General features: G+C 43.2%; 17 protein-coding genes. 12 read left to right on the top strand and 5 right to left on the bottom strand.

Annotated elements, in window-relative coordinates:
- Positions 1-260: 260 nt before the first annotated feature.
- Positions 261-1,517, top strand: a complete 1,257-nt coding sequence (locus ABZA00_RS07285; RefSeq protein ID WP_372881493.1) for a DUF1566 domain-containing protein — start codon at positions 261-263, stop codon at positions 1,515-1,517.
- A gap of 104 nt (positions 1,518-1,621) precedes the next feature.
- Positions 1,622-2,326, top strand: a complete 705-nt coding sequence (gene mtgA, locus ABZA00_RS07280; protein ID WP_372881492.1) for a monofunctional biosynthetic peptidoglycan transglycosylase — start codon at positions 1,622-1,624, stop codon at positions 2,324-2,326.
- Between the two features lie 50 nt (positions 2,327-2,376).
- Here the strand turns inward: mtgA and nspC are convergent, their stop codons facing one another.
- The 4 genes from nspC to ABZA00_RS07260 form a co-directional block, all read right to left on the bottom strand.
- A complete protein-coding gene (nspC, locus tag ABZA00_RS07275) occupies positions 2,377-3,507 on the bottom strand; it encodes a carboxynorspermidine decarboxylase (RefSeq protein WP_372881491.1) in 1,131 nt (376 codons plus the stop codon).
- 73 nt (positions 3,508-3,580) lie between these two features.
- Positions 3,581-4,798, bottom strand: coding sequence for a carboxynorspermidine synthase (locus ABZA00_RS07270; RefSeq protein ID WP_372881490.1), 1,218 nt, complete (start codon positions 4,796-4,798; stop codon positions 3,581-3,583).
- Positions 4,799-4,837: 39 nt separating this feature from the next.
- The gene (locus ABZA00_RS07265) at positions 4,838-6,322 is read right to left on the bottom strand and encodes an aspartate aminotransferase family protein (RefSeq protein ID WP_372881489.1); all 1,485 of its coding nucleotides are present in this window, start codon (positions 6,320-6,322) and stop codon (positions 4,838-4,840) included.
- Between the two features lie 4 nt (positions 6,323-6,326).
- Complete coding sequence (locus tag ABZA00_RS07260) at positions 6,327-7,733, bottom strand: diaminobutyrate--2-oxoglutarate transaminase family protein (RefSeq protein WP_372881488.1); 1,407 nt, start codon at positions 7,731-7,733, stop codon at positions 6,327-6,329.
- 829 nt (positions 7,734-8,562) lie between these two features.
- Between ABZA00_RS07260 and ABZA00_RS07255 the strand changes: the two genes are divergently transcribed.
- From ABZA00_RS07255 to ABZA00_RS07225, 7 genes are all read left to right on the top strand, one after another.
- Positions 8,563-9,288: a response regulator gene (locus ABZA00_RS07255; protein WP_372881487.1), complete on the top strand. Its 726-nt coding sequence runs from the start codon at positions 8,563-8,565 to the stop codon at positions 9,286-9,288.
- Positions 9,254-10,756: an ATP-binding protein gene (locus tag ABZA00_RS07250; RefSeq protein ID WP_372881486.1), complete on the top strand. Its 1,503-nt coding sequence runs from the start codon at positions 9,254-9,256 to the stop codon at positions 10,754-10,756. The genes ABZA00_RS07255 and ABZA00_RS07250 overlap by 35 nt, the downstream gene beginning before the upstream one ends.
- On the top strand, positions 10,753-11,985 hold the full coding sequence (locus tag ABZA00_RS07245; RefSeq protein WP_372881485.1) for an ABC transporter substrate-binding protein: 1,233 nt from the start codon (positions 10,753-10,755) through the stop codon (positions 11,983-11,985). Before ABZA00_RS07250 ends, ABZA00_RS07245 begins: the two co-directional genes overlap by 4 nt.
- Positions 11,986-12,097: 112 nt before the next feature.
- The gene (gene rlmKL, locus ABZA00_RS07240; RefSeq protein ID WP_372881484.1) at positions 12,098-14,392 is read left to right on the top strand and encodes a bifunctional 23S rRNA (guanine(2069)-N(7))-methyltransferase RlmK/23S rRNA (guanine(2445)-N(2))-methyltransferase RlmL; all 2,295 of its coding nucleotides are present in this window, start codon (positions 12,098-12,100) and stop codon (positions 14,390-14,392) included.
- Positions 14,392-14,628, top strand: coding sequence for a glutaredoxin family protein (locus ABZA00_RS07235; RefSeq protein WP_372881483.1), 237 nt, complete (start codon positions 14,392-14,394; stop codon positions 14,626-14,628). Before rlmKL ends, ABZA00_RS07235 begins: the two co-directional genes overlap by 1 nt.
- 18 nt (positions 14,629-14,646) lie before the next feature.
- Positions 14,647-16,569, top strand: coding sequence for an ABC transporter ATP-binding protein (locus ABZA00_RS07230; protein ID WP_372881482.1), 1,923 nt, complete (start codon positions 14,647-14,649; stop codon positions 16,567-16,569).
- Positions 16,570-18,426, top strand: a complete 1,857-nt coding sequence (locus ABZA00_RS07225; protein WP_372881481.1) for a DUF3466 family protein — start codon at positions 16,570-16,572, stop codon at positions 18,424-18,426. It abuts the gene before it with no gap.
- Positions 18,427-18,522: 96 nt separating this feature from the next.
- Here the strand turns inward: ABZA00_RS07225 and ABZA00_RS07220 are convergent, their stop codons facing one another.
- Complete coding sequence (locus tag ABZA00_RS07220) at positions 18,523-19,467, bottom strand: tRNA-dihydrouridine synthase (RefSeq protein WP_372881480.1); 945 nt, start codon at positions 19,465-19,467, stop codon at positions 18,523-18,525.
- Between the two features lie 441 nt (positions 19,468-19,908).
- On the opposite strand from ABZA00_RS07220, the gene apt reads away from it, so the two are divergent.
- Genes apt through ABZA00_RS07205 form a run of 3 tightly spaced genes read left to right on the top strand, consistent with a single transcriptional unit; the run spans position 19,909 to position 23,306 of the window.
- Complete coding sequence (apt, locus tag ABZA00_RS07215; RefSeq protein WP_372881479.1) at positions 19,909-20,454, top strand: adenine phosphoribosyltransferase; 546 nt, start codon at positions 19,909-19,911, stop codon at positions 20,452-20,454.
- A 5-nt stretch (positions 20,455-20,459) separates the two neighbouring features.
- Positions 20,460-22,928 (top strand): DNA polymerase III subunit gamma/tau, encoded by a 2,469-nt coding sequence (gene dnaX, locus ABZA00_RS07210; protein ID WP_372881478.1) that lies wholly within the window; start codon positions 20,460-20,462, stop codon positions 22,926-22,928.
- Between the two features lie 48 nt (positions 22,929-22,976).
- Entirely contained in the window at positions 22,977-23,306 is a 330-nt protein-coding gene (locus ABZA00_RS07205) for a YbaB/EbfC family nucleoid-associated protein (protein ID WP_372881477.1), read from the top strand.
- Positions 23,307-23,472 lie beyond the last annotated feature (166 nt).

The following is a 23,472-nucleotide window of genomic DNA, read 5'->3' as shown; positions in this document are numbered from 1 at the left end:
CTTCAGGTTCTTAATCAATCCGGAAACATCAAAAATGCAAGCAAATCTATACGCCTGCAAATGTTTTACTGATAACGCCATACAGCAATAACGTATTGTGCGTGAGGCGGATTTTATTTTTTTATGATTTTATTGATAATTGTTATCATTATGGTAAAGAAAAAGTAATTTGATAACAAGAGAGAAGATGGTTTGATTATAGTTTCACAGCAAAATGTTATTCATTTTTTCCCGGAAATAGGCAAACAAGGAATATTATAGTGACAAAATTAAAGGTTAATAAAAAGCTCACATTGACAGCTTTAATCGCAGGTATTGCTTCTTTGAGCGCCTGCAGTGACATGAAGGCTATCCCATCGGAAAATATGGGTGAATCAACAGCACCGGCAGTTAAATTTGTCGTTGTTGATACCGCTCAGGATAGTTGTTTTGATAACGCCGGTGGCGAAATAAGCTGCCCGGCTCAAGGCAGTGCTTTATCCGGGCAGGATGCGCAGTACGCTGGCGTACAGCCTTCTTATACTGATAATGGTGACAAGACCGTTACGGATAATAATACCGGCATGATCTGGCAGAAAACGCCGGATTACAAGCACTACTCTTATGATGATGCTATTGCCTACTGTGAAGATTTAAGCGTGGCAAATCATAACGACTGGCGCCTGCCGACCATAAAAGAGCTCTATTCTCTGGCGGATTTTAGAGGAGAGATCGTTAATCCCCGTAATGAGAGTGAAAATACACCTTACATAGATACCGATTATTTTGACTTCGAATATGATAAAAGAATGGCATATATCGGTCAGTACTGGTCAATCACTAAATACACCCTCGGTCCTGTACACAACACTGAGAATGTGGAAGCCGCATTTGGTTTTAACTTTGCGGATGGGCATATCAAAGGTTATGAGACGGGCTATGTTTTCGGCACAACAGATGAAAGTGTGCATGCTCCCGGCAACTTTGTAAGGTGCGTACGTGGTGAAGAAAATGTCTACGGTGTAAACGATTTCGCGGATAATAACGATGGCACAGTGACAGATAAAGCAACCGGGTTGATGTGGCAGCAGTCAGATGATGGGGTAAGAAGAAACTGGCAGGACAGTTTAGCCTATGCTGAAGTTTCTACACTGGCCGGGCACAATGACTGGCGTCTGCCAAACATTAAAGAGCTGCAGAGTATCGTCAAATATGGTGGTGAAGTTGCTTCCTGGCCTGCTATAAATACCCAATATTTCACTTTGACCGGCGACAATACAACGGCTGATCCGCTTTGGGTCTGGTCGAGCACCACACAGGGTGATTTTAAATACAGTGCAAACTATATCTCTTTTGGCAAAGCGTTCAGCAAAAAGAACTCTGCTGCAACAACTTATTATGACTGGCATGGTGCAGGCGCGCAAAGAAGCGATCCCAAATCCGGCGCTCCCGCGGATTATGATATGTCATCGGAAAATGCAACGGATCTGGTGATGACTAAAAACTATATTTTATTAGTTCGAACAGTTAAAATATAAGGTGGCGGCAGAGGAAAATTTATCGCCGCCTTTGTTTTTCTGCAAAGCGGATAATGTTGGTATAATCATCACAAATTTTTCCGGCTTTGGGTTTGTGAATCACAATGAAAAACAAAAAGATTTATAATCATAAGGGGTTAAGTAAGCGACTGCTTCGTTATCTGCTGATTACTTCTGCTGCTTTTTTTGCGCTCAGTATCCTGCTGACCCTGCCTTTGCGCTGGCTGAATCCTTTTACAACATCTTTTATAATTCAGGAGCAGTTCAGCGACAGGAAAATCATCTCTTTAGACTGGACGCCTTACGCCAATATCGCGGCAACATTGCCTATCTCTGTTGTGGCATCGGAAGATCAGAAATTTCCTAACCATTATGGTTTTGATTTTGAGTCTCTTGCAAAAGCATTAACGGAAGATCGGGCGCAACCGCGCGGGGCAAGCACTATCAGCCAACAGCTGGCGAAAAACCTGTATTTGTGGTCGGGACGGAGTCTGTTCAGAAAAGCACTGGAAGCCTATTTTACCGTGCTGCTGGAGATATTTCTGCCCAAACGAAGAATATTGGAGCTTTATCTGAATGTGGTTGAATTTGCGCCTGGTGTATATGGCGTGGGGGCGGCCGGCCGTAAGCTGTTTTTTCGACCTGCGACACAGATTAGTGCTTATCAGGCCGCGTTATTAGCTGCGGTATTACCTAATCCCAAAGTGATGTCTGCGCGGAATCCCTCGCCCTACGTATTAAAACGTGCTGCGCAAATTCAACACTCGGTGCGACAATTAGGTGGTTCAGCTTACCTGAAAAACTTATAACCGGGCATTACACCGTCTGAGTCAGATTATTGCCCGGTGATTAGATGCGCTTAGGCTTCACCTAAACTCGCTTTATAATCCTCATAGGTAAAGTTTTTTAATAACTGGATCTCACCATCAACACGCTTGTAATAGATGCCCGGCATTTTCAAACCGTTAAACCAGTTCAGTTTGACCATAGTATAACCGGCAGAGTCGAGAATATGCAGTTTTTGCCCAATCTGCAGCGGCTGTGCAAATTGTGTTTCGCAGAACTGATCGCCCGCCAGGCAGGAGCATGAACCGATGATGTAGGGGAATTGTCCATCAGCAGATGCTTCAGCAATTGAGGCGGGTTCATTGTAGATCAGCGTATCTAAACGATGCGCTTCCGTGGCACTGTCGACAATCGCTGTTTTTTTACCGTTATCAACAATATCTATCACGCTGACCACAAGATCGGCGGTGCGCGTAATAATAGCTTCACCAGGCTCTAAATAGAGTTGGATATTGTGTTTTTCACTGAAAGCTTTTAGTGCCTGACCCAGTTTTTCAATGGGATAACCGGGGTAGGTGAAAAAGATACCGCCACCCAAGCTTAACCACTTAAGCTGCGCCAGATATTCTGAAAACTCTTCCGAGATATGATCTAAAATAGCAATAAACGCATCGACATCTTTATTTTCACAGTTCATATGAAACATAAAGCCGTCTACTTTATCTACCACAGAGAGGTCCAGCAGTTCTTTTTTGACTCCCAGACGTGAGTAGGGGCGTGCCGGATTAGCGAGATCCTGGCCTGCGAAACTGCGCTGCGGATTAATGCGCAGCCCCAAGGAAGCAAAGGGATCCGCAGCAGCAAAATGCGCTTCCAGCTGAGTTAATGAATTGAAGATAATCTTGTCCGATAAAGGTGCAACCTCTTCGATATCCTTTTTTGAATAACCGACGCTGTAAGCATGAGTTTCACCGCCGAAGGTTTGATAGCCCAATTTAACTTCAAAAGGGCCTGAGCTGGTGGTCCCGTCTAAATAAGGCTTCATGGTCTCGAAGGTGCCCCAGGTTGAAAAACACTTCAGTGCCAGCACTAATTTAGCCCCTGAAATTTGCTTAAGCAGTTTGGCTTTTTCAAGGTTTTCAATCAGCTTGCTTTCATCGATCATAAAATAAGGAGTGGTTAACTGGTTTTCATTGATGTGCATAGTGGAGATCTTTATTAGAGTGTTGATTGACAATAAAAACGAAGGCCGAAGCCTTCGTTTCAAGTGGCGTGGATTAAGCTTCTAACTCCTGTACCTGCCAGGTTAAACCTATGCGTGGCATCAGATCTAAGAAATCATCCGGGTTGAGTTGTTCTACATTGAATAGACCCACATCATTCCATTTACCCTGGAAGTAAAGCAGGGCGGCTGTAATTGCCGGTACTCCTGTGGTGTAGGAGATAGCCTGGTGCTCAACTTCAATATAAGACTCTTTATGGTCACAAATATTGTAGATAAAGACACTTTTAGCTTTGCCGTCTTTTTTACCGCGGATCCAGGTACCAATACAGGTTTTACCCACATAACCCGGTGCCAGTGAGGTCGGATCCGGTAAAATCGCTTTTAATACCTGCAGCGGTTTAACCGTAATACCGTCTGATGTGGTAATTGGATTAGGGTTTAACATGCCGATATCACGCAGCATATTAAAGTAATTCAGGTAATTATCAGAGAAGCCCATCCAGAATTCGATCCGTTTAGCCGGAATGTACTGTGCTAAAGAGCGGACTTCATCGTGTGCCATTGAGTAGACTTTTTGCGGGCCGACAACAGGAAAATCAAATTCCATCATGCGGCTATGGCAGGGAACGCTCTTCCACTCCTGGTTTTCGTAATAAAAAGAATCACCCTGAATTTCGAGCAGGTTAGTTTCAGGGTCAAAGTTTGTGGCAAACTTTTGTCCGTGATCACCGGCATTAACATCCATAATATCAATGCTGTCAATCTCGTCAAACAGGTGTTTATGCCCATAAGCGGCAAAAACACTGACCACACCCGGATCAAAACCGGCACTTAGAATACCAGTAATACCCGCTTCTTTAAAACGCTCGGCAAATGCCCATTGCGGATCATAAGCTTCCGGCACTTGTTGTCCCGGGCTGCATAAATCTGTCGCAACAGAGGTATCCAAATAAGCGGTTTTTGTCTGTACACAAGCTTCCATAATAGCGACGTTTACCCAGGGCGGGCCGGCGTTAATCACTAAGTCCGGCTGTACTTCGTTGATAAGTTTAACTAAAGCATCAACATCATCAGCATTAACCGTGACGGCTTGAATTTTTTTACTCGGGTCTTTTAAATTATTACGCCCTTTAATCGAGGTAATAATTTTATCACATTTTGAAATGGTACGGGAAGCTAACGTGATATCGCCAAATACATCGTTGTTCTGAGCACATTTATGGGCAATAACCCACCCAACGCCACCGGCGCCTATTTGTAATACTGACATTTTAAAGTCCTTGTAGATGTAACCTGTGTTTTACCCGGGTTACGTATTAATTAATTGTTGTGCGTGCGATTCAATTTTCGTAAACAGAGAATCAAAATCTTTTAATGTTAAACAAGGGTTTAACAGGGTAAATTTAAGATAAAGCTTGCCGTCAACTTTTGTTTCTGCAATCACCGCATCACCACTGGTTAACAGTTGTAAGCGTAATTTCTGATGTAGCTGATTAAACTCTTCAAGGTTTAGTGCACCCTGATATTGCTTGCCCAAGCGGAATAACACCGTTGATAATAACGGTTCACAGCACAGTTCAAAATGTTCATTCTGTTGAACAGATTGTGCAACTAACTGAGTTAATTCAATTAATTGGTCGTACATTTCACCCAGTGCTGTAGCACCAACGCCTTTTAAGGTCATAAACATTTTTAACGCGTCAAAACGTTTTGTCGTGGCAATACTTTTATCGACCAGATTAGGCAGTTCATCTCCTTCACGGTTGAGGTAATCTGCGTGGTGCAGCAGGCTTCTGAAATTGCTTTTATCTTTAATTAATAAAGCACCGCAACTGATTGTCTGGTAGAACAATTTATGAAAATCAACACTCACTGAGTCCGCAGATTCAATGCCGCGCAGACGGGATTTATGTTTGTCACTGAGCATTAGTGCACCACCGTAGGCGCCATCGACATGACACCATAATCCGGCACTGTGGCTGATTGTGACTATCTTCTCTAAATCATCTATTGCACCGTGATCCGTTGTTCCTGCGGTGGCAACGACCGCCATCGGCAATAATCCCTGAGCAAGCAATTTTGCAATGGTTGCCTGCAGATCTGCGGTATCCATCTGCCCCTGGACATTGGTTTTCACACACACAACAGAGCGTTCACCCAGCCCCATTAATGAAGCAGATTTCTGAATAGTAAAATGACTTTTATCGGAGCAGATAATGCGCAGCTTGCTGCTGTAGTCCGGCAAACCGTCCTGCTGAACATTATGTTCTGAATATTTATAGGCAAACCAGTCACGTGCTAACAGCATGCCCATCAAATTACTTTGTGTGCCGCCGCTGGTAAACACACCATCAGCGTCAGTGCCCATCTCATAGGTTTTGACTAACCAGTCGATAATAAATTGCTCCAGGAAAGTCGCGGCAGAAGCCTGATCCCAGGAGTCCATCGATTGATTCAAGGCGGCAATATAAAACTCAGCGATCACCGATGAAATTAACGGTGGCGTATGCAGGTGCGCAATGCAATGCGGGTGCTGTACCATGATTGAGTTTTTCGCAATCAGATCATTACTTTGTTGAATCGCTGACTGCAGCGATTCAGCCTGATCCAGATTGCTGTTATAAATGGCTTCTTTGAGTAGCTCCGGCGCCAAACCCGAGTAAGGTTTGGCACACTCTGCAAACAAGCTGTGGATATTATCCAATGCCTGCTGGCTTGCTGTTGTAAAAGCTTGATTATCGGTCCCGGCAATCTGGATAAAATGCTTTGACCATGGTGAGTTAGATTGCTTCACTGATTTAACCCTGCGTACATTCAATGGCTGCTTTAAGTGTTTCAGCAACAAAGTTTATTTGTGTTTCACTGATAATAAGCGGAGGTAGGAAACGCAATACAGAACCTTTACGACCTCCTTTTTCAATGATTAAACCGCGCTCCAGGGCGGCACGTTGAATTTTTGCCGTACGCGCCGGATCGCTGACCGGATGACCCAGTGCGTCAACTTCACCCGCCTTGACAATTTCAATACCGCACATCAAACCACGCCCGCGCACTTCCGCAATACAATCCGTTTCAGTTTGAATCGTGCGTAATAGGCTGCGTAACTGTTCACCGCGTTGCTTCGCATTTTCAGTAAGATTATCACGCTGGATAATTTCTAATGTTTTTGCACCGCTTGCCATGGCCAGCTGATTACCGCGGAACGTACCCGTATGCTCACCGGCGTTCCAGCAGTCAAATTTTTTGTTGTACAAAATAATAGACATCGGCATGCCGCCGCCGATTGCTTTAGACAGTATTAAGATATCGGGTTCAATGCCAGCCTCTTCAAAAGCGAAATTATCGCCGGAACGGCCAACACCACATTGAATTTCATCAAAAATCAGCAAAATACCGTGTTCACTGGTAATACGGCGCAGTTCCTGTAACCAATAAGCCGGTGCCGGAATTACGCCGCCTTCTCCCTGAATCGGCTCAACGATAATGGCAGCAGGCTTGGTAATACCGCTTTCATCATCACTTAAAACCGATTCAATATAACGGATGCTCTGCTTAGCACCTTCAATGCCGCCGAGACCGAAAGTACAACGTAAACTGTACGGGAAAGGCATAAAATGTACGTCAGACATCAGTCCGGTACGACGATTTTTAGCGCCTAAGTTACCAGTTAATGCCAATGAACCATTGGTCATACCGTGATAAGCCCCATGGAAGGAGATCATGGTGTTACGCTTGGTATAAAGCTTGGCCAGTTTGATAGAGGCTTCAACGGCATCTGCACCGGAAGGGCCGCAAAATTGAATACGCGCATTTTTAGCAAAGTTACTTGGCAAAAACTGCATCACAGACTTAATGAAAGCATCTTTTGCAGGTGTGGTAATATCCAATGTTTGATAAGGCACACCCTGATTAAGTTGGCCAATCATCACCTGGTTGATCTCGGAATGGTTATAACCAAGCGGCAAAGCGCCGGCACCGGCAAGACAGTCTAAATAAACTTGTCCCTTGGTATCTTCAATAATAACACCACGCGTATTTTTAATTGCAATCGGCAAACGTCGCGGATATGAACGTACTTCTGATTCATAATGTTCTTGACTTAACAGCACATTGTCAGGGGTAAGGTCATATAATTCGTTAACAAACGGCACTTCCTGGTCGTTTGATAGGCGTATTTCAGGTGCTAAATTCAGGACGTTTTGCATAACGAGATCCTTAAATAGTGTAAAGGGTCCATAAACTGGAACTAAAAGTGGTTTAACTCACTTTAAAAAAATGAGGGTGGTGCTGAGGAGTAACCGTTTAAATCACGGTTCAGTGGCAAAGTATAAATAGGTATTAAATGGCGTATAACCGGCAGAATAACTGATAAAAAATAGATCTTCAGCGTGGTTAGGTAAATTCGATAAATACATATGATCACGCTCCTATTTATTGTTCAAAGTTGTTCTGAATAGTGGGTTAAAAAACAGCAAAAGTAAGCTGTTGCAATAACTTAAAGTCGCGCATTTTATCACCGTTTTTTCCGCTGGCAAGAGTAAACAAACACGCTATCAGTATTTTTTTTTATTAACGCTCCATTTTTATATTTAAGTTTATGTTTTTTAATATAAAAACGAATAGTTAAGGGATATTTTTTTTACACTTTTTTTGCGATGCAAATCTCATATTTACGGATACAATACTTAAATATCGTGATTTTGCAGAATTAATGAGATGCTCTGCTACCAACTGAAAATAGATTCAGTTAAAATTTCTTTGATAATGGAATGATAGCAAGTGCAGCAAATAAGTGTTCAGTCTGACTGGTTAAAATTACCCCTCTCTGGGGAATGAATTTTATGCGCAACATTTTTATTCCTCACCAATTTGTGGTCAGCTAACGCTGTCCCAAATCGTTGCAGACGATTTTGTGAAAGGAGTGTAACTACTTCCTGCAACTCATACCTTGTTAGTTTAATTTTTCCCGCGCAATACAAGAGCACATCTTTAATGCACTTGGAATTGCCTGTTTATGTTTTAAAAGGAATCAATGTGAGCAGTAATAAACAAGTTTTAGTTGTGGATGATGATCAGGCAATACGTGAATTGTTAGCAGAGTACTTATCAAAAAACAATTTTGCTGTTATTACTGCGGAAGACGGCATTGAAATGGATAAAAAACTATTATCCAATAGCCCTGATTTAATTGTATTGGATATTATGTTGCCAGGTGATGATGGTTTTGTTCTTTGTCAGCGTATCCGCCAAACCTCGCATGTGCCGATTATTATGCTTACCGCGAATTCCGATGAAACGGATCGTGTGTTAGGCCTGGAAATTGGTGCCGATGATTATATTGCCAAACCCTTTAGTCCGAGAGAGTTACTTGCGCGGATTAAAGCTTTATTAAGGCGTTCTCAGTTTGCCGGTGAACAAACTAAAACCAGCGAAAAAGCGCGCTACCTGTATTTTGCGAACTGGAAACTGGATACCAAAAAACAGCAGTTAATGGATGAAAATGGCCGGGTAATCTCATTAAGCGGTGCTGATTTTCAATTACTCAATCTGTTTTTAGACAATACCAATGTCCCAATTTCCCGGGATCAAATCTGTCAGGCTTTACATGGCCGGGACGCTTTTGCAAACGAACGGGGTATTGATGTGCATTTAAGCCGTTTGCGCCAGTGTTTAAAAGACGATGCAAAATCACCTAAAATAATCAAAACCATGCGTGGTGCCGGTTATGTATTTATTGCCGATGTCCGTGAAGAAAACTAATCTGCTCAGCAGTGCCTGGTCAAATCTGATGATCTATCTGCGTCTGCTGTTTAAATCATTAATTTCCAGAATGTTATTGCTCACCATGTTGTCGGTAATTGTGGCTCAGGCTTCCAGTAGTTTTTTCTGGGTTAATCAGTTTGCAGACAGTGAGGAAAAATTAGTCCTGCTTAATGCTAATAATTTAGCGGAGAATGCGTTAAGTACGATCTCATTTTTTAAAAATTTACCGCTGGAATACCGTTATCTGGTGCTTGAGCAGCTAAGGGATTTAGGCGGCAGCCGTTTTTTTGTGTCGTTAAACAGTGAAAAAATAAATATTAACCCGATAGCAGAAAGTGAGTTAAAGCGCAGCATTATAAGCACTGTTGATAATGTATTAAGGCGAAGAATTGCCGGGGATCAAGAGCTGCAGATAGAGTTTTCCCATCCCGATGATCTCCATGTGTTAAAAAATGATGTGTTATTAAAAGATTTACCGCCTTCCTGGGGAGCGTATTCGTTAATTATTCCCTCCGTAAAACCGCCTATTTTAGTGATCCAGCTTGAAGTTTCGCAGAATGAGTGGCTTTATCTGGCCGCTATTTTACCGCCCCCTTATCTGCTTTCGGAAAAGTCAATAATCTCCTCGCAACAGGTAGTGACACTGGTGTTTACCACCGGTATTTTACTTATCTTTATTTATCTGTTTTTTTATTGGCAGACCAGACCCCTTGAACAGTTAGCTTTTGCGGTTGCTGAAATGAGTATTGATTTATATCAGAAACCGCTGAAGGAGGAGGGCGCTGCTGAAATAGTGACGGCGACCCGCGCATTTAACCGCATGCAGCAGAAATTACAACGTTATATACAGGATCGGGAAGTGTTATTTCGTTCTATTTCACACGACTTAAAAACCCCGATCACCCGCCTGCGATTGCGTGCGGAATTACTCGACAGTGAAAAACAGAGCGAGGCTTTTAATCATGATTTAGACGATTTAGAAATGCTGGTTAAAGGGGCATTACAAACAGTCAAAGATACCGATATTCATGAAAATATTCAGTCGGTTGATGTGCTGAAACTGTTAGAGCAGATCAGCAGCTCACAGCCGGATAAAATAAAGATTATTGCAGAAAAGTCTGCTTTTTACCGGGGGAAACCCCATGCTTTAAAACGCTGTTTTTCCAACCTGATAGATAACGGCATTAAGTACGGTAAATCGGTAACGGTTTATCTGGCCGATAGTGATGAAAGTTTACAAATTGTCATTCAGGATAATGGTCCGGGTATTCCTGCTAAAGAGCTGGAGAATATCTTTACCCCTTATCGCCGCCTGCATGATGATAATGAAGGATATGGACTTGGCTTAGGCATTTCCCGTAATATTATTCATGCTCATAATGGCCAGCTGCACCTTGTTAATCGCGATCAGGGGGGGTTGGAAGTGATCATCACGTTGCCAAGAATTTATAAGTCCAGTTTATGAAAAAAGTCATTTTACTTCTCAGCTTACTCTGCAATAGCAATGTTAACGCCGAGGCAATAGAGGTACTGCACTGGTGGACTGCTAAAGGCGAACTGGAAGCGCAACGTATCCTGGAAAAAATGCTTCTCGAGCAAAACATCGAATGGAATAATTTTGCTATTGTTGGAGAGGGTGGTGAAAGTGCTGTCCGCGTACTGCAGCTGCGGGCACTTTCCGGCAATCCGCCTGATGCAGCACAAATCAAAGGACCGGATATTGGCGAGTGGGCAAAAATAGGCATGCTTGAGGAAATTAAGCAGATTACTGATACCAGTTTGTGGCAGCAAAAACTGCCGCAAATAGTCAGAGAGAGTGTTACCTTTGACGGGGAGTACATGGCTGTACCGGTTAACGTTCATCGGGTAAATTGGCTGTGGCTCAATAAAGCGATTTTCGATAAGCTGGATCTGCCTGTGCCGGCCACCTGGGATAGTTTTTTTGCTGTGGCAGATAAAATAAAAGCGGCAGGATATATTCCTCTCGCACATGGCGGCAGCGTCTGGCAGGATGCTTCGTTATTTGAATCTGTTGCACTTTCAATATTAGGGGGGGAAAAGTATAAACAAGCTTTTGTTGAGCATAATGAAGCTGTGTTAACGTCACCGGAAATGATTCGTGTATTCAAATTATTTAAACGTCTGCACAAGTACACAGACAGTAATATGCTCGGAAAAGATTGGCATGAAGCAAGCCAGCTGATCAGCGATAATAAAGCGGCCATGCAGTTTATGGGGGACTGGGCAAAGGGGATGTGGCATGCGCAGGGGAAACAGCCTATGGTTGATTACATCTGTACTGATGTCCCGGAAAGTAAGGGGCTTTTCAGCTATAACATAGATAGTTTTGTTTTTTTTGAAAAAAACAGTTCCGCAGCGCATCAGAAAACACAAACTGTTTTTGCCGAAATGTTATTAAGCGAAAAATTTCAAGTCGCTTTTAATCTGGCCAAAGGTTCAATTCCTGTCACAAACGCTATTGAGATCGGACAATTTGATTCATGTGCGCAAAAATCATTTGCTGATTTTAATAACGCAGAACTGGTACCCTCTTTTACTTCAAATCTGGCCAGTACCAGCCACCTGCGTAATATTATGATCAAAATAATCAGTAATTATTTCAATAACCCGGATGCCGATGCGCAACGTACGGTTAAATCTCTGTCGCTGGCGATTAGGGCTATCAATAAATAATAAATATATGAAACGTTTTGCTGATTTTCTCTGCTGACTGCTGCTTTATTGCTACATTAAGTCGCTAACCGCAGTGTTAATTGTGTAGGGATAATAGTGTTTTAGGGGTATAATGCGCACCATTTTATTTTCTAATTACCGCGTGAGACCCTATATGTTAAGTTATTTTATTCCTACCGCTAAAGGTTTAGCCCCTCTGCTTGAAGTTGAGCTGAAAGAGATGGGTATTGAAAATCCCGTACAGATGACTGGCGGCGTGAAATTCGATGGTACCTTAGAGCAGGGGTATAAAGTTTGTTTATGGTCTCGTTTCGCATCACGGGTGTTGTTAAAGCTGAGTGAATTCAAAGTACTTGATTCTATGGATTTATATTTAGGCTGCAGCAATATTCCCTGGGAAATGCATTTTGATGTCGATAAAACTTTCTCTATTGATTTCTCCGGTACCAATGATGAAATTCGGAATACCCAGTTTGGCGCTTTAAAAATTAAAGATGCCATTGTCGATCGTTTCCGTAAAAAATTCGACCAACGCCCTAATGTTGAAAAACGCGATGCAGATATCCGTTTCAATGGCCGTTTATGGAAAGATAAAGCGACCATCTATTTAGATCTTTCCGGCTCTCCTCTGCATCTCCGTGGTTACCGTACTATTGCCGGTGAAGCACCGCTGCGGGAAACATTAGCTGCCGGTATTATTAAACGCAGCGGCTGGCAGGGTGAAGCGTTATTAGATCCGATGTGTGGCTCCGGTACGCTGATTATCGAAGCGGCCATGATGGCATTAAATATTGCCCCGGGAACACTGCGCCAAAGTTTTGGTTTTGAACACTGGAAACAGCATGACAATGAGTGCTGGCAGACACTGAAAACATCCGCGCAGGTTTATGCCCGCCGCGCCGTCAATAAGTGTGAAACGCGTTTTTATGCCTCTGATCTAAGTAAAGAGATGGTGGAAATTGCCCGTAAAAACGCTCAGCGTGCAGGCGTTGCTGAACTGATTGAATTTTCAGTAACAGACGCTAAAAAAGTATTACCACCGGCAGAGCTTGAGAGCGGCATGATTATTACCAACCCGCCTTACGGCGAACGGTTAGGTGGTTTCAGCGATACCATTACTCTTTACACTGAGCTCGGTTATCATTTTAAAGACGCTTTTGCCGGTTGGAATTTGTCTATGTTTGCCATGGATACTGAACTGTTAAGTTGTTTAGGGATGCGTGCCGCTAAAAGCTTTAAGTTCTTTAATGGCCCGATAGAGTGTGTACTTAAAAACTACCGTATTTCACCTAAACGTGTCGCTGTTAAAGAGATTGCGCCTGTTGTTGAACATAGCGAAAATGCCAATCCTGAACGTATCAACCCCTGGACTATGGGGCGCAATGAACGTGCAGCCGCAGTGGCGGAAGAGAGTGAGTCTGAGTTGGTGTTTAAAGAGGTGCAGCAGATTAAGCCGGCCATTTACGCTGAAGAATTTGCCAACCGTTTAACTAAAAACCTCAAGCAGCTGGAAAAATGGGCAAAACGCGAAGGGGTTGAATGTTATCGTTTATACGACGCTGATTTACCTGAATATAACGTCGCCATTGACCGTTACGCTGAATATATCATTATTCAGGAATACCGCGCGCCGAAAGAGATTGATACACAAAAGGTACGTCGCCGTTTCCTGGATGTTGTCTCTACGGTGCGTTACATGCTGAATCTGCCCGATGATAAACTGGTGATTAAAGTCCGTGAGCGTCAGAAAGGGCGTCAGCAATATGAACGCCTGGCGAATAAAAAACAATCATTAGTAGTACATGAAGGGCAGGCTAAACTACTGGTTAATCTGCAGGATTATCTCGATACCGGTCTGTTTTTAGATCATCGTCCAACCCGTTTACGCATTGCTAACATGGCGAAAGGCAAAGATTTCTTAAACCTGTTTTGTTATACGGCAACGGCTTCTGTGCATGCGGCACTGGGTGGTGCTAAATCCACCACCAGTGTAGATATGTCCAAGACCTACCTGGCCTGGGGAGAGGATAACTTTGCCGAAAATGGCATTAAAGGTAAGCATACTTTTATTCAGCAGGACTGTATTAAATGGCTGCAGCACGCCCATGAGATGTTTGATCTGATTTTTATTGATCCGCCGACATTTTCCAACTCCAAACGTATGAAAGATGTCTTTGATGTGCAGGATGATCATGTGGCACTGTTGACCTCTGCGAGTGAGCGTTTAAATGCAGACGGGGAAATTATTTTCTCAAATAATAAACGCGGGTTTAAACTCGATATTGATGCTGTTAAAGCCTTGGGTTTTTATGTTAAAGATATCAGCCAGGCATCAATTCCTGAAGACTTCAAGCGTAACAGTAAAATCCATCAATGCTGGATTTTAACCAAGCATACGAATAAATAATGAACGACAGCCATTTTTTATTATATTTTACCGACGGTTGTCATCTTTGTGATGATGCGGAAAAATTATTAAAGCAGACAACTGTTGTTTATGCAAAAGTCGATATTATCAATGATCAGAGGCTGGTGGACTTGTACGGTTATTCTATTCCCGTGGTTGCGAACAGCCATGGTGAGACCATTAACTGGCCATTTGATTTACAGCAGTTAAACGACTTTATCAACCTCCATATTTAATTAAAAAAGAGTATTTAAGTGGCATTATTAACCTTACACAATGCAGAACTGGCCTTTGGTGACAGTGCATTATTAAATAAATCTAACCTTGTTATTGAAGCCAATGAACGCGTCTGTCTGGTCGGGCGTAATGGGGCGGGTAAGTCAACCTTATTAAAAGTATTAGACGGCCGAATTCAACTTGATGACGGTACCCTGCTGATCAATAACGATGTGAAAGTGGCGCGTCTGGAGCAGGATCCGCCGGCAGCCAGTCTGATGAGTGCTTATGATTTTGTGGCTTCCGGTATGGAAAATGCCGGAGAAATTTTAAAAGCCTATCATCATCAATTACATGTGATCGCTGAAGACAGTAGTGAGAAACAGCTCAATAAACTGCAAAAGCTGCAGGAGCAGATTGACCAGCTTGATGCCTGGCAGCTGGACAGTAAAATCAATCAAATATTAGATCGTCTGGCCATTGATCCTGATACAACCCTGGATCAATTATCCGGTGGCTGGTTACGTAAAGTCGCTCTTGCCAAGGCATTAGTGAATGATCCGGACCTGTTATTACTTGATGAGCCGACTAACCATCTGGATGTGGGCACCATCGAATGGCTGGAGCAATTTTTAATCAGTTTTCAAGGTTCGATTATCTTTATCAGCCATGACCGGGAATTTATTCGCCGTTTATCAACGCGCATTATTGATATAGACCGGGGGAACTTAAGCTCCTGGCCTGGTGGTTATGATGATTACCTGGTTGCAAAAGAAGAAGCACTTCGCGTTGAAGAGGAGCAGAATGCGGAATTTGACCGCAAATTAGCTATTGAAGAAAAATGGATCCGTCAGGGTATTAAAGCTCGCCGTACCCGTAATGAAGGGCGGGTTCGGGCGCTGAAGTCGATGCGCAAAGAACGCTCGGATCGCCTTAATGTGCAGGGTAAAGCGAATATCAATATTGATGCGGGCACGCGTTCAGGCAAGATTATTTTCGAAGCGGAACATGTTGCCTACAGTTATGATGATTTGTGCATAGTGCGGGACTTTTCCTGCACTATTATGCGCGGTGATAAAATTGCGTTAGTGGGCAGAAACGGCTGTGGTAAGAGTACATTATTAAAACTGCTACTTGCTCAAATAGAGCCTGACTCCGGTTCAATAAAGTGTGGTACCAAACTTGATGTTGCCTACTTTGATCAATACCGCGATACTCTGGATCCTGAAAAATCCGTAATGGATAATCTGGCGGAAGGTAAGCAGGAAGTTGAAGTAAACGGGGTGAAACGTCATGTTTTAGGTTATCTGCAGGACTTTTTATTCCATCCGCAACGCGCCCGTACACCAGTGAAGGCGTTATCGGGTGGCGAAAAAAACCGCCTGCTACTGGCAAAAATCTTCTTAAAACCCAGTAATTTATTAATTCTCGATGAACCTACCAACGATCTTGATGTCGAAACGTTGGAATTATTAGAGGAGCTCCTGGCAAATTATCAGGGAACCCTGTTATTGGTCAGTCATGACCGGAGTTTTGTTGATAATACGGTGACCAACACCTGGTTCTTTGACGGAAACGGTAATGTTGAGCTGTTTGTCGGCGGGTATAGCGATGCAGTGCGCCATAAAACGCAAAGCGAAGCGGCGCGTCAGCCTGAGAGCACAGTTAAAAAAAGCAATGTACAGCCTAAAGCTCAGCCGGTGCCGGTAAACACGGTGAAAAAGAAAAAATTATCCTATAAATTACAACTTGAACTGGATGGGTTGCCGCGTTTACTGGAAGAGCTGGAAACAAAAGTGGAAACCCTGCAGGAGACGATTAATACGCCTGAGTTTTTTACGAAAGATAAAAAAGATGCGGATAAATTCTTAACAGAGCTTGCAGATACCGAAATGCAGTTAGAAGAAGCCTTTATGCGCTGGGAAGAGTTGGAAGAGATGCAAAATGGAGAAAGCAATTAAATGAAATGTAAAGTAACCTTGGCAGGTATGGCCTTATTAGCGGCCAGTAACGGCTGGGCGGCAGCTGTTCCCTATTATAATATTGAAGAGATCAGCGTTAGTGCAGAAGGCGCTGAATACGGAGCCTATCCATCAGCCATGGCCATATCTGATAATGGTGATACTTTCATTGGTACCTATTCTATGAAAGCATCATTGTCGCAGGATATTGATCTGGGCTTGCCTTTTACCTTTAACCGCGCATGTCAGTATGACGATGAGATCTGTGAACTTGAATTCTACGGTTCTCAAACATCTGGCGATCTCAGTTATGATAATGCTTACCAGGCATGGCGTAATGCACAATATGATGCGCAGAATGGTGGTTATAGCAGTTATATGATGGGTAATGCGTTCACCACCAGTGATGATGAAGATTCAGTTGATGGTATCATTACCATCACTTCTACCGATGCGATGTTATTACCTTTTGATTTAGGTAATTATGATACAGACGTAAAGGTGACCGATGTTTTTGTCAGCGATGCCGGAGATAACATAGTCATCGGATATTCATCTGCACCTTATGACGGTTCTACTGAACGTGATTTTGTCCGCCGTGGATTTATCTACAATCAAACTCAAAATGTTCTTAATTCACTACTTCCCGATTTTGATACAAATGGTGGTTTCAGCAGCGCCTATAAGATTAAACAGGTTGGCTCAAAAATCTTAGTGGTGGGTGCAAGCAGTATTTCATTCCCTGAAGATGACGACGATGATGATGTTCAGGATTATTTTAATTATTGTTACGGTCTGGATGATTATGATGAGGACGAGATTAGCACGCTCAATAACTTAGTATACTGTCCCGGTTTTGATACCCAGGCCTGGGCTTGGGATGTGACAGATTATCTTACATCAACAGTAACCGCTGGCATAAGCGGTTCTGCACTGGCGACAGAATGGTTGGATGATAATGCAACTAATGCTTCTTCAGATATCACCTACAGCGCCGGTGCACTGGATATCAATGCCTCCGGTATAGCGGTTGGTGTCTCTACCTTTGAATATTCTGATGTAGCGACAGGCGGCCGCCAGCGGGCGATTATTATGACCCAGGATTACAATGAGCCGACAGAATTAAGCAAAGCGGTTGACGACGTTGAGGATGACGAGGGAGAGACTATATACAATTCCTGGGCTACTACCATTACCGACACCAATATTGTGATTGGTAACCGTGAATATTCTGCATCAAAAAACAGTAATAAACCGACCGAGTTTTTTGTTTATGATATTGACAATGACAGTATCAGCTTTCCGCTGAAAGATAAAAAAGTACTCTCTACCGAGCAGCGCTTAAATGGTGACAGTAGTGCTTATACGGGCGCTAACAGCCGGGCCTATGATATTAATGAATCGGGTTTTATTGTCGGTAAAGCTGATGATTATGATCAAACTAACTCCGTTAATGGCGGCTCACCTCGTTCTCAGTCGGCTTTTTTATATGATAATGACCTCGAAAAATCCTGGTTTATCAATGATCTGATCTGCAGTGAAGATGATAGCGGCGTAGTGACTACACCATTATATAAAATCCGCAGTGCGCGCGTTATTAATGATAATGGCACAGTGCTGGCCGAAGGCCGGAAATATGGCTCTGATTCGGATTACACCAATGAAAGCGATGGTACAGAGGTGATGCTGAAATTAACACGTAATACGGATGTGGTTTCACCCGATGACAGCCCGAACTGTTGGGACTCGGCATTGTTAGCCAACGCTGACAGTGATTATGAGCGTTCAGGTGCAGCAACTTTCTGGTTGTGGCTTTTTGCACTGCCGCTATTATTAGTGCGCCGTTTGATCAAATAAAAAGCGTTAATGCTATATAAGCTAATAATAAGATCAACAAACCACTTCAGGATATGAGCTCTTGAAGTGGTTTTCATATCAACAAAGCCGCATTTATTAACTGATACTTAACTGCTCTTTATTAATGGCTGCCAACATCTCCTGTGTAGTTTTTATTTTACGCACCTGCTGCAGAAAAACAGCCGCCTGCGGATGTTGCAACTTCATAAAAGTTAACCATTGTTTAATACGGCTGGGCAGGTATTTTTCCTGATCCCCCATGGTCTGAATAAACAGATACTTTTTTAAAATAACTAATATCTCCGCCCAGCTGTTCGGCTCTTCCAGGCCTTTGATTGCCTGTGCCAGATTAGGCGTGGCGAGTGCACCGCGGCCAATCATGATACGATCACAACCGCTTATCTCCATACAACGCCGGGCATCATCAACAGAGAAAATATCACCATTGGCCGTGACGGGAATATCGATTGTATCTTTGATTTTAGCTATCCAATGCCAGTGGGCGGGAGGGCGGTACCCCTCTTCTTTAGTACGGGCATGCACTGCAATTTCATCGGCACCGGCCTCGGCGACTGCCTGGGCATTTTCAATGGCCAGACTTTTATCATCATAGCCTAAACGTATTTTTGCACTCAGGGTATGAAATTCGGGAACGACCTTGCGTACCTCCCTGACAATTTCATAGAGGGTTTCAGGTGATTTCAGTAATACTGCACCGCCTTTATTCTTATTAACCGTTTTTGCCGGGCAGCCAAAATTAAGATCAATGCCGTCTGAGCCTATGCTGATCGCTTTATCTGCATTTTGTGCCAGACAATGCGCATTTTGACCTAATAGCTGAATACGTACCGGGGTGCCTGAGGTGGTTTTGCTGTTATTATATAATTCCGGGCTGAGGCGGCGATAAACTTTTGCCGGCAGACGTAAATCAACCACGCGGATAAACTCAGTCACGCAGAGATCATATCCACCTACTGCCGTTAATAATTGGCGCATATGGTGATCCATGACGCCCTCCATCGGGGCAAGTGTTATCTGCATCTGTCCACTCTCTTTTGAAAAAGCGGCAGTATACCTGAGTATTATTATTAATGTGATAAATAAGATAACTATACCCATGTTACTTCAAGATGCTTTGTCAGGCGCAAGCTTGGAGACCAGAGCAAGACGCAACATGAGGTAATGGTTATTCCCTTTTCGATTGGTGCAACGCAGCGCTGGTTTTCGAGCTCACGCCCCGAAGGGCAAGGCAAATTGTACCAATCTGCTTTGTTATAAAATCTCTATGTAGAATAACTATACTTCAATTTTATGCCTAGCATTTCGGCACAATTTGTCTTGCTGACTTTGCATCTTAAAGTATCATGGGTATATAAATTGTATTATTTTTCATCTGCAATGCTGAATATATGACTCAATCGCTTGCACATATCCCTGCAACTAATTACCCTTAGCCCTTAATTTTTTAAATGAGATACAAAAATGACAGCAACTACACTACAACGGATAAAAGAGAGCATCAAAAGTATTCCCGATTATCCGATTCCGGGGATTATGTTTCGTGATATTACCAGTCTGATTGAAAACGGTGCCGCTTTTTCTGATACTATCAACTTATTGGTTGCACGTTATAAAGATCAGAATATTGATAAGGTAGTGGGTACTGAGGCACGCGGATTTATTTTTGGTGCACCTTTGGCTGCGGCCATCGGAGCGGGTTTTGTTCCTGTACGTAAGCCGGGCAAGCTACCCAGAACCACTGTCCATGAAGACTATGAACTTGAGTACGGAACTGATACGCTGCATATCCATAGCGATGCGATTAAACAGGGCGAGAGAGTATTATTAGTGGATGATCTTCTGGCCACGGGCGGGACGGCACAAGCCTCTGTAAAACTGATCCAGCGTTCAGGTGGTACTGTTATTGAATCCGCTTTTGTCATTGAATTACCCGCACTAAAAGGGGCGGAAAAACTCACGGCCCTGAATGTGCCGCATTTTTCTTTAATTGAATTTGAAGGCGAGTAATTTTTGTGAGTTATCAAGTATTAGCACGAAAATGGCGACCACGTAACTTTCAGGAAGTCGTTGGCCAGCAACATGTCTTGACTGCTTTATCTAATGGTTTGGCACAAAACAGATTGCACCATGCTTATCTGTTTAGCGGAACACGTGGTGTCGGTAAAACAACCATTGCCCGTATTCTGGCAAAAAGCCTTAATTGTGAACAGGGAGTCACGGCAACACCTTGCGGTAAATGTATACATTGCCAGGCGATTGACCAGGGACGTTTTGTCGATTTATTAGAAATTGACGCAGCTTCCCGTACTAAAGTTGATGATACCCGTGAGATGCTTGATAACGTACAATATAAACCTGCTCAAGGGCGTTATAAAGTCTACCTTATTGATGAAGTACATATGCTTTCCAAGCATAGTTTTAATGCTTTGTTGAAAACCCTTGAAGAGCCGCCTGAATATGTGAAGTTTCTGTTAGCTACGACAGATCCGCAAAAATTACCGATCACTGTTTTATCCCGTTGTTTACAATTTCACTTAAAAGCTATTTTGCCGCAGGAAATTGAAGATCAACTGGCGCATATTCTTCATCAGGAACAGGCTACCTTCGAGCATGCTGCGCTGTCTGTGATTGCCAAGGCCGCAGAAGGCAGTATGCGCGATGCTTTAAGTTTGACCGATCAGGCACTCGCTTTTGGCTCCGGTAATATTGAGTACCAATCTGTATTAAAGATGCTTGGTACTATTGATCACGGTCATCTGCACTATTTACTGCATTTTATTGCCTCGGGAAATGTCGCGAAAGTCTTTCAAAAAATTGAAGAGTTTGTTCATTTGGGGGCGGATTTTGCGATGCTGCATCAGGGGCTGGCGAGCCTGTGCCATGAAATTGCACTGCAGCAAATGCTGGCAAAACCCAATGTCAGCCAAAAATCAGCAGTGCAGCTACTGGCTGAGCGTTTAAGCCCTGAAGAGGTGCAGCTGTATTATCAGATAGCCCTGCAGGGTTATAAAGATTATGCATTTGCTCCTGATGGCAAAATTGCATTAGAGATGACAGTCATGCGTCTGCTGGCATTTAAACCAGCCAATTATATCAGTTTAGATGAGCAGCAGCTTGGCAAGGTTGATAGCCCGGCAGTGCAAAGCAGCCCGCAAGCAACTGTAAAGGAAACAGCGGCTCAGGTAACGGTGGCCAATACCACCCAAGCGATGCAACCCATTCCTGCAGAGCCCTCCGGGCATATCAGTACAGATAAGCAACAATCTGGTAATATTGATAGCTCTGTTTTGCCCACCCCCGCAGAACTTTCTGAAAAGGGCACTGCAGGAGTTGAAAAACAACCTATTTCTGCTGCCGCACGGGCAACAGATGCAACGGATAACCCATCCGGATTACGGCGGGAAGCGCCGGCAGAAAAAGTACAGCAAGCAACAGAATTTTCTCATGAAAAACCTGCTGTAAACCAGAACGCTCAGAAAACAGACAGGCAACCAGAGCCGCAACAACCAGCAAGCCCGGCTGCGGATACAAGCGAACAGCTTGCACAGGTTACTCATTCCCGTAATATGCTACGCAGTCACCGTTTAAAGCGAGAAGCGGAAAAAAAGTCCCAGGCGACAACAGTTAATCAAACAACAACAGTTGTCGCAGACAAGCTGCATGCGCAGGACCGTTTAGCGGCAGAAAGTCAGGCAAAGCAGCCTGATTTAACCGCCAAAAAGGAAAAACGCAGCGCTGCTGCCGATCTGCAAACAAATGCTAAATCCGGTAATGTCGATTCCGTTGATTCTTTATCAGTTTCGCAAAATGATGATATCGGCGATCCTTCGCAGATTCCGATAGAAGCTTATCAGGATGATGGCTTTTCTGCCGATGATGATTACCGGGAACAGCCTGATGATTTTTCAAGTGAGCCTTTTGCTGGCGATTTTAATGACAACAGTGGTTTTGCAGATGGCCTGCAGAACAGTCAGGATAAATTAGCAGCACCCGCTGCAGCTCAACAACCAGCACAACAGAATTTTTCTGTGGATAGTCGTTTTGTTAATGAAGAAATTGAACGGCTGGAAATAGATCCCGGAAAATATGTTGCAGATAAACTGACCGATCCCTGGGCAATCGCCATTCAGAAAATGGAGTTAGTGGGGTTAGTTAAATTGCTGGCTAAAAACAGCGTAATGCAGATATCTGAGCAGCAAATTGTATTAACCTTAAAACCGGAACAGCAGCATTTATTAAATAATCATCAATTATGCAGCCAATTGGAAGAGCAGTTAAAAGCCCATTATGGGACGCAAATGAGCATCTATATTGAAGTCGGTAATGTCAGCGGTAAGTTAACCGCGCTGGAATCGGAATTGGCGATTTACCAAAGCTATCTGGACAGGGCAAAGTCAGCTATCAAAGAAGACGGTAATATCTTAACTTTTGTCAGTGAGTACGGTGCAAAGATCTATGAAAATAGCATCATACCGCTATAATCTGATAATATATTTTACAACGTTAATCTACAAAAAAGAGAAATAGATATGTTTAATAAAGCAGGCATGGGCGATTTAATGAAAAAAGCCCAGGAGATGCAGGAAAATATGAAAAAGGCACAAGCTGAAATTGCCAACACAGAAGTGATTGGTGAAGCTGGTGCGGGTCTGGTAAAAGTCACCATGTTGGGCAATCATAATGTACGTAAAGTCGAAATTGACGAGAGCCTGATGGAAGATGACAAAGAGATGATTGAAGATCTTATCGCTGCGGCAATGAATGATGCGGTTCGCCGTGTTGAAGAAGTGAATAAAACTAAAATGAGCGGAATCACCGGCGGCATGGAATTACCTCCGGGTTTTAAAATGCCTTTCTAGTTTTCTATCATCAAGTCATGACGTAATACCAAATCCGATAATTATCTATTCATTTATGCTTGCTAAAATGAATGCTAGCTAGACATAAAACTACGTTTTAGTCTTTGTTATTGATTTTGTAATTAGAACAACTAGTTACTGCAATCAATGCCTTGCTTTCATCCAT

The organism is Psychromonas sp. (assembly GCF_041586535.1).
Classification (GTDB): domain Bacteria; phylum Pseudomonadota; class Gammaproteobacteria; order Enterobacterales; family Psychromonadaceae; genus Psychromonas.
Note: the sequence above shows the minus strand (reverse complement) of the source record. Positions and strands in the feature narration are given on the sequence as shown.